The following is a 12,044-nucleotide window of genomic DNA, read 5'->3' as shown; positions in this document are numbered from 1 at the left end:
GGCAACGTCCAATAATAGAAATAATCTTATGAAGAATGGCTGGCGGTTGGGCGCCTTGTGGCTTTGCCTGGGAATGATGGCAATGGCCCAGGAGCCTTTTTGGGTTAACATCACCTCGCCCACCAACGGGCAATTCATCGCGCACCCCTCACTGCCCCTGCCGGTGACGGTGCAATACTTCGACGCCGAGGGCATGGTCGTGCGCGTGGACTATTACCGCGGTAAAACGTATGTGGGCACATCCACCAACGCGCCTTTTACCCTGCTTTGGACCAATCCCCCTGCCGGCACCAACCTGTTGCGCGCACTGGCGACGGACAACAACCAGGTCAGTGTCTGGTCACCCACTGTGGAAATTGTCGTGAATGCCCAGCCGGAATTAACCGTGGCACGGCCGCGAGAAGGTGAGTTGGTGGCTTTGGGCACCCCTCTAGTTGTGAGCCTTGCAGCATCGGATGCCGACGGCAGCATCACCAATCTCGCGGTGTATTTGGACGATGCCCTGCTGGGGCTGTTGACCCTGCCCCCCTACGATATCATCCTGACCAATCTCAGCCTGGGTCCCCATACCTTGCGGGTGGAGGCCACAGATAATTGGGGCGAAACCACGGGGGTCACCCGGAGTTTTCAGGTCATCGTGCCTGACCCCGGTTTCATGGATGACTTTGAACCAGACGTGGAACCGGGGGCGTGGGTCGCCTTTGCCGGCGCTCTGGGGGTGGACGTGCTGGTGACCAATTATGCAGGCGCGGTTTCTGGCGTGAACAGCTTGTGGTTTGGGGGTGACGATGAACGATACTTGGTGAGCCGGCCGCTTTCTCTGTTGGATGAAGCAAGAGTGGCTTTTTATCTGCGTTATGCGGCCGGGGGGCGCGAAGAATGGGGAGAAACCCTTTTGCCCGAAGAGGCCGTGCAACTGGAATACCGCGTGGGCAACGGAGAATGGAATGTCTTGGAGGTGTTCACCAATGCCTTGCTGACCAACTGGACTTTTTTGGAAATTCCCCTACCGCCGGCAGCCATTTCCACCAACACCCAATTCCGCTGGTACCAGCCGGCGCATGGCGGTGTGGGATTTGCCCAATGGGCTTTGGACGATGTGGTCATTCACACCGGCGCCCGCCCTCCGGTCATCCTGCGTCAGCCGTCCCATCGCACAGCGAGCGAAGGCGAAACGGTGGTGTTTGAAGTGGAAGCATCTGGCAGCCCACCGCTGAGTTACCGATGGTTTGTCAATGGGACCCTTTGGCCTTTTGCCTCCGGCCCCCAATTGGTTTTTGAGGACGTTACCACCTTCCAAAATGGCTGGCGCGTCTGGGCGGAAGTGAGCAATCCGGCGGGCGTGGCCACCAGCACCGTCGCGTGGTTGACGGTGGCTCAACCAGATACCGATATCTTTCGCATTTTGAGCTTCAGCACCAATAACGTGGTGGCCATTGACCATAACAACTTGACGGGGGATGACCGCGGCGGATTGGTGGTGTCCAGCAATCGCGTCTTTATTACCGGCGACAACTACACGGCGCATTACGATGCAGGCACGCTCGGCGGGGGCGCACGGATGAATGTCGTCCTGGATGGCCTGGTGGCTGATTTGCGCACGGAAAAAATCTATTCGCTGGCTGAGGGAACCAATCAATTCCAGCACTACAATTTGACCCGTGTGGACGGTTTACTGGAATTGGATGGCAACACCGGACTTTGGACAGGACGCCGAGTGGCGCTGAGCCAGCCCATTACGATTCAAACCTGGAATTCCGGCGTTTTCAGTGGCAGCGGGCGTTTTGTTTTATGGACCAGCAGCAGGCTTTACCATATTTCGTTGCCGGATGGCACCGTCACCGACCTGGGGGTCCTGAGTTTTCCACAATATTCCGGCTCTGAAAGTTGGGCCATCTGGGGAGTGGCGGAATGTTTCAGCAATGCCTTGCACTTGGTGTATGTGCGGGACACCCGCAACATCGTGCGGAGCACTGTGGGGCCGGGAGCCGCTCCCGGACAGCTTGGACTGCAAACGGTAGTGCTGCAAAACTTCTATAATTTGGGCGACATGGCCAGCATCACGCTCTCCCTTTCCCGCAATCGCTGGTATTTTCACCATGAGGCTGGTTCCCAATTTCGTCCCAATGGCGGCGAGATACTGGGATATGCGGCGGTCAGCGTTGAGAGAAGCCTTCAAGCTCCACCCTTTATCATTGCCTCGCCGGCGTCCCAATATTTGCAAACGGGAGGAACCGCAGTGCTGGCGGTTTCCGATGCCGGGGCGTTGCCCCGGAGTTATCAATGGTTTCATAACGGGCAGCCGCTGGCGGCCAACACCAACCGGCTGGTCATCACCAATGTGCAAAGCCAGTCGCTGGGGGATTATTACGTGGTCGTTGCCAATCCCTACGGCAGCGCCACCAGCGGCGTGGCCAATGTGGTGGTGGGAAATGTACCACGCATTACCACCCACCCTACCAATGTAACCGTGCTGGCCGGTAATACACTGGAACTGCGCGTGGAGGCGGAAGGAGATGCTCCCTTGTTTTACAATTGGTACTTCCAAGGCGAATGGATAGGTTATACCAATCCAGTTTTAACGTTGCCCAATGTTAACTTGAATTACCAGGGCGGGTATTACGCTGTGGTTAGCAATTATTTTGGCGCCGTCACCAGCCGCACGGCCATGGTCACAGTGTTATCCCCACCCATGATTAGCTTGCAGCCAGCGGACTTGAGTACTCTTCCCGGAAATGACGGCGCGTTGCAGGTGGCAGTCGTAGGCACCCCGCCATTTGCCTATCAATGGTATTACAACGGCGAGGCCATTCTCGCGGCCACGAATGACACGTTGAAACTCAGTTCCATCCAGTCAGGAAACCTTGGCCTCTACCACGTGGTGATTACCAATCTTTACGGAGCCGCCACCAGCCGGATGGCGCAGGTGCGATTTGTCCAATTGCTGCCGAACACCTTCCGTATCGTCAATCTGCTCACCAACAACAGCAAAACGGTGGACCATGAATCGCTGACGGGCGACGATTGCGGTGGCATCGCGGTCTCGCGCAGTCATGTTTTTGTAACCGGCGATAGCCGCACCGGTCGTTGGCTGGCCGGCGACTTGACCCAAGCCTCCACGGTGGGTTCCTCTCCTTATTACGGGCTGGTCTGCAACCTGCGTACGGAAACCGTCTATTCTTTCGCTCAGGGCACGCGGCTCATTGACTACAGCAGCAACCAGCGCATCACCCACCTGGTGGAGCTGCATGGCACCAATCTGACTCAGACCGGGCGCACCATCGAATTATCACGTGCCATTACAAACACCTATGGAAGCCTGGTTTGTTCGGGTTTCAACCGCGTGGGTCTCTATGACTCCACCACGCGCATATACTATGACATTGAACTACCCAGCGGCCGTGTCACTCCCTACGGCCCGGCTCCCGATACAGCCCAGTTTTACATTTATGGCTCTGAAACCTGGGCGGCATGGGGAGTGGTGGAATATTATGATGAAGCGCCTTACATGGTGTATTGCTCGGTGGATTGGAACACGGGCCGTTCCTCCATCAACCGCACCCGTGTTTCCGACTGGCAAACGTCGGTGGTCAATAATTTTGAAAATTTGGGTGACATGGGCAATTTCACCGTGTCCATTTCCCGCCGGCGCTGGTATTTTCACCACGAATCGGGTTCACAGTTTCGCCCGGAATATGGCGAAACCGCGGGCTTTGCTGATGCCGAATTATTATTTGTTGACGCCACCAACGCCCCACCGGAAATCCTCCAGCATCCTGCGGATGTGGAGGTTGTTTTGGGAGCCGAAGCGCGTTTTAGCGTTTCTTCCTATGGAGGGGAACCACTGAGCTATCAATGGCGGCTGAATGGCACCAATCTGGTCGGAGCCACGGATAGACTGCTGGTGATTACCAATGCCGGCTACCAACACCAGGGGGATTACACCGTGGTGGTCTCGAATGCCTTTGGCATGGCAGTGGGTGGACCGGCCCGGTTGACCATTGACCGGGGCACCCTCACCAATCGGTTGCTGGTGTTCGGCATCACCAACCTCTGGCGTTACCACCAGCAAGGCCAGGATTTAGGCACGACCTGGCGCGGCACTGCTTACAGTGACGCCACCTGGCCGCAAGGCCGCGGGCTGTTGGCCGTAGAGGACAACCCGGCGATAGCACCCATCAACACGCTCTTGAGCCTGACCACGCCCGGCGGTGGGGCCATCACGACTTATTATTTCCGCACCACCTTCAACCTGCCCGCCGTGCAAGGGGCGCGTGGGGTGCGTTTAATCTCCTCCAATCTGGTAGATGACGGCGCGGTCATTTACCTTAACGGGCTGGAGAAGGCGCGCATCCGGATGAATCAAGGCACGGTCAATGCCAGCACTTTTGCCAATGCCACTGCCCCGGAGGGTGTTTATGAGGTGGTGACGCTGGATACCAACGGAGTGTTTTTTGGCGCAGCTAATGTCATGGCGGTGGAGGTGCATCAGCAAAGCGCAACAAGTTCGGATGTGGTCTTTGGCATGGCCCTCTACGCGGAGGTGCTTTACCCGAATGACCCGCCGGTGATTTTGCAGGAGCCGGCGGACGTGGAGGTGGATTACCTGGGACGAGTTCAATTGTCCGTGGTGGCCAGCGGCATGGCGCCATTGAGTTACCAGTGGTATCAAGGCAATTTGCGCCTGCCAGCCTTCACCGGCCCAACGCTGGAATTGGCCAACGTCACATCATTCCAAGCGGGCAACTACCGGGTGGTGATTAGCAACGCCATCGGGGTGGTCACCAGCCGCATCGCCCGCGTCACGGTGAGGATTCCCCCGGAGATTTGGGACCATCCACAAAGCGGCGAAGGTTGGGTGGGCGGCTCTTTGTCCTTATTAGTGACGGCCACCGGTACTGACCTAGGTTACCAATGGTGGCACAACGGCGCGCCCCTGCCGCTGGCCACCAACGCTGAACTGGTGCTAGCGCCGCTGCAAATGGCTCATGCGGGAGAATATTACGTGGTGGTCTCCAATGCGGTGGCAGCCGTGACCAGCCAGGTGGCCACCGTTATCGTGCATGGGTTAAGCCTGCCACCGGAGTCTTTGCAATGGTCCAATGGCGTCTTGCGACTGGCGTTTGATGTCCCTGCGGGCACGAGCCTCGACATTGAAACTTCTGAGGATTTGCGGCAATGGACACGAGCCGCAAGTTTCACCAATCCCCAAGGGCGAATTGTATTTGAAGACCAGCAGGCCGCCGACCGGCCCCGCCGGTTTTACCGCCTGAAATTAAGCCCTTGAGTTCACCAGGTCGGCCTTAACACGGTTTAGCCCGCCGGTCGCCCGGGGGTGGCCCTCCCCTGCCCCGCTCTCAGTTTAACGGGAGTGGGGGCAGGATAACCGCTTCTTTCCGAGTTACTTAGAACAGTTCAAATGCCCTTCTACATTTAACTTCCACGCCATGCTTCCGTAACAAGGGTGGGGTAGTTTAAGCATGAATGAATGAAATGAAAGACATGGGAAATTGGGGAACGAAGCAACGAGAATCGGAGAAAGGAGTTAATATGGACGCCGCGAATCACAAGGAATGGCCCGAGGGTAATGGGGGCGAAGCGGCGCTGACCCGCAAGCCGGTGGCGATGCCCAGAGACGTGACGGAATGGGTGGGGTCGCTGACGCTGGTACGCATGACGTTGGAAGCCATAGACCAGGTCAAGCCGGAGTTCAAGCAGACCCAGTTCAAAACGGCCTTTGGAGCATACCAGGCACCGATGCTGTTGACGCTCCTGACCTGCGCGTATGCCCGGGGGCTGACCGGCTCACGCGATATCGAGCTGGCCATTCCACATGACCGGGCGCTGAAATACATCTGCGCCGGCAACCGGCCAGATTGGAATGTATTGCGGCTGTTTCGGCGGCAATATAAAGGCGTGGTTCAGAATTGCCTCGCCTCCCTGTTGGAAAAGGTTTGGGAAAGCCAGTATCCCCCTGAACGGCGTAATCCACCGCCGGAAACGGGCAATTACACTAGCGCTTCGCTGGACCGGTGGATGATTCCACCGCGCCCGGATTTCCAGGCGGAAGCCGCCAAACGGGTGCGCCTAGCCATTCTGGCTGACACCCTACTTTCGGACGAATAAGCCTTCGTTTTGGCCAGCACGCATGTGCCTGCGCCTGCCTCAGGCGCAGGCATTTCTTTTTTCGCCCGCCCCGTTGGCCAAGCGCCCATTTTTGAGCTACACGGCATGCAAAATGCCGTTGCCAAATGGAAACGAAATTGAGAAAAAGAGCGCTTTGATGTAACTTTAAGCAGAATATATGACGTTGCTTAAGTGGATGGGGTGGCTGAGCGCCACCGCGTTGACAATGGTTCTTCCCGTAAGTTCCCCGGCACAAATTGTGATTAACGAGGTGTTGGCGGATAACAATGCGGCTGTGCGCAACGGGGAGGGCTATCCCAAGAGTTATGTCGAATTGTACAACCCCACCCCCAATGCTGTGAGCCTGACGGACTGGTATCTCACGAACAACACCAATCTTACGGAGCGTTTTAAGTACGCCTTTCCGCCAGGCACGGTCATTCAACCCTTTGAGTTCCTGGTGGTTTGGTGCAATAAAATCACCAACGGCCCCGGGCTGTACACAGGCTTCGATTTGAAAAAGGCCACGGATGAAGTTGGACTTTATCGTGGTCCCACCAATGCCCCCACGCTGGTGGATTACGTGCGGTTTGGCTTTCAAATTGAGGACTTGTCCATCAGCCGCTGGCCTGATGGCAGCGGGGCCTGGCGTTTGACCATGCCTACCCCGGGGGCCGACAATGCCGCCCCCATTCCCCTGGGCACACCGCGTGCCTTGTTATTCAATGAATGGCTGGCCAACACGCCGGTCACGGATGACTGGTTTGAAATTTTTAATCCCGCCACCAATCCTCCGGTCAACATGGAAGGGCTGGTGATTCAGGATAATGGCGGGGCTGCCAAGCAAAAGGTCATCCCCCCCCTTTCGTTTATCAGCTCCAACGGCTTCCAGCTTTTCTGGGCCAATGACAATGGCGGCACCCGTGCGCCAGCCAACGAATGCGATTTTCGGCTCGGCGGTGACGTGGGCGATGTGTTGATTTTACTGCCATATGTGGGTGCGCCGGCCCAGGAGGCCATTCATCGCGTCATTGTGCGGGAGCGGCAGCCGGAAAATGTCTCCGACGGGCTTATGCCGGATGGCAACACCAACAATGTAGTGAGTTTCGTTGTGAATCGCAGCACCCCTGGCAAAAGCAATTTCCAGCTCATAACGAACATCGTGATCAATGAGGTGCTCGCCCACACAGACCCGCCCCTGGTGGATGCCATTGAGTTTTTCAATTTAACCTCCGAGCCTTATCGCCTGGACCACTTTTATCTCAGCAACAGCGAAGATAACCCGCGTAAATACCAGTTTCCCACCAACACTGTGGTGCCTCCCAATGGCTTCCTGGTGGTGTACGAGAGGGATTTTAATCCAGATGGCACCGGCATCGCGCCCAGCTTCACCCTGAATTCAGCCCGCGGCGATCAAGTGGTGTTGTGCAGCGCCACCAACCGGGGCGGGCCGTTAACCGGTTTCCGGCTGAGCAAGGCCTTTGAAGCCACGGCCAACGGGGTCTCTTTGGGACGGCATGTGAAGAGCGATGGCAAAACGGACTTTGTGCCCATGTCGCATTTATCCCTCGGCACGTCCGTCACGGCCAATGACCCACCCGAGATGATGTCGGTCTTTCTCACGGGCCGCGGGGAGACCAACCCTTATCCCTTGGTGGGGCCCATCATCATCAGTGAAATCATGTATCATCCCCCTGACATCATCCAAGGCACCAATCAGTTGGATGATTCGCTCAATGAGTATATTGAGCTGACGAATTTGGCCTCCACTAATGTGCCCTTATTCACCCCCACCGAAGCCACCAACCGCTGGCGTTTGAATGGCGGCATTGAATTTACCTTTCCCACGGGGGTGGTATTGCCGGCGCGCAGCAGTTTATTGGTGGTTAATTTCGATCCGGTCACCAACACCGTGCAACTGGCCATCTTCAAGGCCAAATACAACATCCCCACCAATTTTAATCGCATCTACGGGCCCTACGGCGGCAAGCTGGCCAACAGCACGATGTTGATTGAACTGATTCGACCTGATTTCGCCCAGCGTCCGCCGCATCCAGATGCCGGCTATGTACCGCAGTTACTCGTGGAAAAAGTGCGTTATGAGGACCAGGCGCCCTGGCCCACCAACTTTGTGGACGGCGGCGGCAATGCCCTGCATCGCATTGCGCCGCTTTACGCCAATGACGAAACAAGCTGGTTCGGCGCGCCTCCCTCGCCGGGGGTGTTTTTCACGGCCAATCCTCCGTCCATCGTCCAGCCGCCGCAGAATCAGACGGTGTTGCAAGGGAGCACAGCCACCTTCAACGTCAACGCCACGGGCGATGCTCCGCTGGCCTACCAGTGGTGGTTTAACAGCGCGATTTTGGCGGGCCACACCAATAACTCGCTGGTGCTGTCCAATGTGCAACCGGCTCATGCCGGCACTTATTTCGTAACCATCAGCAATGCTACAGCCACAGTCACCAGCACGCCGGCCACGTTGACCGTGGTTACGGCCCCCATGATTCCGCCGCCGCAAAAGGCGGGACAAAACTCCATCCAACTGGTTTTCAATACCACCCCGGGATTCACTTACGATATTCAGGGGTCCCTGAATCTCTCGAACTGGACGACGCTGGCCACCTACTCGAACAGCGGAAGCCAGGTGAATTTCACCATGCCCATGACCAACGGCTGGCTATTCCTGCGCACCAGGGTCAGGCCGTGATTTGCGTGCTCCCGCACTGCGGGAACGGCGGGTATTGAACAGCTCCAACTGCGGGCCGCGCAGAAATCCATACTTTTTGAGGATGCGAATGACCTGCAAAAGGTCGCTCTTCTGGTAATTGCGGTTGGCCTCCACGCTGTCCACCAAATCAGCCAGCACATCGCGAAAAAGCAGAACGCCGTCCAGACCTTTGCTCTTGAGAAACTCGATGCTTTGCTGGCGGGCCGTCTCCTGCACCGGCAGCTCCGGCGCCACGAGCAGTTTAAGCAACGGTTCCGGGCCGGGATAAACACGCTCCAATCGTTCCAGACTGTCCGGTTGCAAAAACCGCAGCATTTCGGGGACGGCGTTGAGAAAAGCCGCCGTAAAGGCCTCCGTGTGCCAGCCCCGGACCACCACCACGGCCCGGGTAATATGCCGCAAGTGGCGCGAGCGCAAAACAAAGGGCAAATGAGCCGCAGAAGGCTGGGCTTGCGGGTTCCAAACCACAAAGTCAATGTCCTCGTCTTCACGCCGCACAGGGCTGACCGCCTTGCGCTCCTGGTGAATAAAAAATCCGTGCAGTTCAAAGTATTCCCGCACGATGGTTTCGCTGATAGCAGACATGGTGGTTATGCGTAGGGCAGCTTCAAGTGGATGCAGCCTCGTCGGCGAAGGTTGATGCCAGGGATTGCCGGATTTGTTCCGGGGCGACGGGCTGGCCCCAGAGCGCCCGGCCCAAAGCGGAAAGCAGCACAAACTTGATTTGTCCTTGGCTGACTTTTTTGTCCAATTGCATGGCGTGCAGCAGCTTTTGCCAGCGCTCCTCGTCCACCGCATAACGCACGGGCAGGCCCGCCGCCGCAATCAGCTTCGCCAACCGCCGTGCCTCTGCCGGAGACAGGCCGGTATTTTGCTGCGACAACCAGGCCTCGGCCACCATGCCGATGGCGATGGCTTCCCCGTGCAAATAGTGGCCGTAGCCGGACACCGCCTCAATCGCATGACCGATGGTGTGCCCGAAATTGAGGATGGCACGCAAGCCCGATTCCGTTTCATCCTGCGCCACAACTTCGGCCTTGATGGCACAACAGCGGGCGACGAGCGGCTCCCAATGCTGCAAATCCAGTTGCAGCAGCACCGGCAGGGTGGCTTCCAAGAGTTGGAACAAATCCGCATCGTAAATAGCGCCGTATTTGATGACCTCAGCCAGGCCAGCGCGGAGCTCGCGCAAGGGCAAAGTGGTAAGCGTGCTCAAATCACAGATGACCAGGCGCGGTTGGTAGAAAGCGCCCACCAGATTTTTCCCGGCCTCCAGATTGATGCCCACCTTGCCCCCCACCGAGCTGTCCACCTGGGCCAGCAGCGTGGTGGGGACCTGGACGAATGGAATACCCCGCAAGTAAGTCGCCGCCACGAAACCAGCCAGGTCGCCGATGACTCCGCCTCCCAAAGCCACGAGGAAGGATTGCCGCTCCAGGCGGAATGCGGCGAGTTGCTGATAACAAAAATCCACCCATTTCAGGCTTTTGGTGGACTCGCCAGCCGGCAGGCTGATTATCAAAGGCTCAAAGCCCGCGTCTTTAAGGCTCTTTTCCGCCAGTGGACCATACAACGGACGGACGTTGTCATCCGTGATGATGGCGCAACGAGGCCCTTTTAACGGAAGGCGCCGGCACTCCTCGCCCAGTCCCGATAAATTACCCACCCCCACAAGGATGTGGTAACTGCGGTTGCCCAACGGTACCTCAACATCGTGCATACCCTCCCCGCAGCATAAAAGGGCCAAGGGGCAACGGCTAGGGTTTTTTTACGCCGATAAGCTCCAGCAGCAGACGCTCCACTTCAAGCGCGGGCTTGCCGGTTTTGTCCGCCAAAGCCGCGGCGTAACCCGAGGCAAAGGCCGTGGCGGTTGAAGTTCCGGAAACAAAAAATGTGCGGCCCGCAAAGGGCACCAGCGAGCTGCCCGGCGCCACCCCATCCACAAATTCCCCGCGATTGGCCCAAGGGGCGATTTGACCCTGCCTATCCCCAGCCGTGATTGCAATCGCTTCGGGAAAAGCCGCGGGATAAACCGGCACCGTGCCGGGGACGTTGCCAGCCGCCGCGATGGGCAGGATGCCTTTTTGCCGCGCTGACTGCAAAATGTCCCGCAGGAATGCACTTTCGCCTTCGCCGCCGAGGCTGTAATTAATGATGTTGGCTCCTGCCTGAATGGCGGTAAAAGTGCCCACGCCGACATCAAAGGTGGTGGTTTGCGGATTGTTCCCATACACGTCCACCCACACCAGCCGGACACTCGTGGCCTGCCCGGGTGGTAATAACTGGGACAAGCCAGTGAGAATGTCGTAGGCCATGGCAGTGCCGTGGGTGAGGACATCCGCAGGCAGGGCCGCCTCCCCCGCCACGGAAATACCCTTGAGGATGAGCGGGTCCAAATCCTTGCCGAGCGATTGAACTGCGGTGTCAATCAATCCCACCACGATGGGATTGCCATCGCCAATGGGTTTGGCGGAAAGCACAAGCGGCCGACCCGCGCCCGCCCGAAGCACATCAATGTCTCCCGGCCGCTGCACCCAATAATTGGAATCCACCGAAGCCACAGCGGGATTCTGGGCCAGCCGTTCACGGGCGGCTTGTGCGGATTCTTCGCTGTCGAATTTGAGACGATACGCATTAAGCCCGGCGGAAGACGCCACCACGCGGGCCCCCAGCGCTTTGGCAATTTCGTCCACCGATTGGCCGGGTTTGAGCACGACAATAAGTTCATCGGGAATGCGCCCGCCATCCTCGGGCCCCTTTTGCCGGGCCACGATAAGCTGGGTGGCTTCTTCGACTGAAGTGCGGAATACCATGAGGCGCGGCGGCTGGCCGGGCTGGGGAATGAGGGCGTAGCTCAAGGGGCCAAGCAAGCGCCGGAGAGCCTCGCCCGTGGGTTGGTTGGTGAAAGCAACGCTCACGGTGTGCCGTGTTTCGGGTTCCAGATAAACCTGCCAGCCGGTCACTCGGGTCAATTCCTCCAGTACATTCGTCAGCTCCTGCCGTTGGAAAATGGCGGTGAAAGTGCCCTGGGCGCGGTCATGAGACAAACGCTGCGCCGCCTGACTTTCCACCGCAGCTCCCAAGGCAATCAGGCCCAGGCAACAAATGATCCACCAGCCCAGGCCGGAAGCGGAAGTCATGCGTCTGCCGCTCATAATTTATCCCACACCATGCCCGTCCCAAAGTTGTG

General features: G+C 57.7%; 6 protein-coding genes. 3 read left to right on the top strand and 3 right to left on the bottom strand.

From position 1 onward, the window contains the following. The first annotated feature begins 28 nt into the window (after positions 1–28). The 3 genes from NXS98_RS02635 to NXS98_RS02625 all read left to right on the top strand — a co-directional run bounded on the left by NXS98_RS02635 (position 29) and on the right by NXS98_RS02625 (position 8,833). Complete coding sequence (locus tag NXS98_RS02635) at positions 29–5,287, top strand: immunoglobulin domain-containing protein (protein ID WP_283846915.1); 5,259 nt, start codon at positions 29–31, stop codon at positions 5,285–5,287. Positions 5,288–5,550: 263 nt separating this feature from the next. Then, on the top strand, positions 5,551–6,126 hold the full coding sequence (locus NXS98_RS02630) for a hypothetical protein (protein WP_283846914.1): 576 nt from the start codon (positions 5,551–5,553) through the stop codon (positions 6,124–6,126). A gap of 178 nt (positions 6,127–6,304) precedes the next feature. After that, a complete protein-coding gene (locus NXS98_RS02625; protein WP_343214128.1) occupies positions 6,305–8,833 on the top strand; it encodes a lamin tail domain-containing protein in 2,529 nt (842 codons plus the stop codon). Here NXS98_RS02625 and NXS98_RS02620 read toward each other — a convergent pair. The 3 genes from NXS98_RS02620 to NXS98_RS02610 are packed head-to-tail and all read right to left on the bottom strand — an operon-like array spanning position 8,804 to position 12,009. Continuing rightward, positions 8,804–9,439 (bottom strand): hypothetical protein, encoded by a 636-nt coding sequence (locus tag NXS98_RS02620; RefSeq protein ID WP_283846913.1) that lies wholly within the window; start codon positions 9,437–9,439, stop codon positions 8,804–8,806. The two genes, NXS98_RS02625 and NXS98_RS02620, sit on opposite strands and share 30 nt — an antisense overlap. 22 nt (positions 9,440–9,461) lie before the next feature. Next, positions 9,462–10,574: a 3-dehydroquinate synthase gene (gene aroB / locus NXS98_RS02615; protein ID WP_283846912.1), complete on the bottom strand. Its 1,113-nt coding sequence runs from the start codon at positions 10,572–10,574 to the stop codon at positions 9,462–9,464. Positions 10,575–10,611: 37 nt separating this feature from the next. Further along, entirely contained in the window at positions 10,612–12,009 is a 1,398-nt protein-coding gene (locus NXS98_RS02610) for a S8 family peptidase (RefSeq protein WP_283846911.1), read from the bottom strand. Between the last annotated feature and the right edge of the window lie 35 nt (positions 12,010–12,044).

It is taken from the genome of Fontisphaera persica, from assembly GCF_024832785.1.
In the GTDB taxonomy this organism is placed as follows: domain Bacteria; phylum Verrucomicrobiota; class Verrucomicrobiia; order Limisphaerales; family Fontisphaeraceae; genus Fontisphaera; species Fontisphaera persica.
The sequence above is the reverse complement of the archived record's forward strand: the minus strand, read 5'-3'. Positions and strand labels throughout refer to the sequence as shown.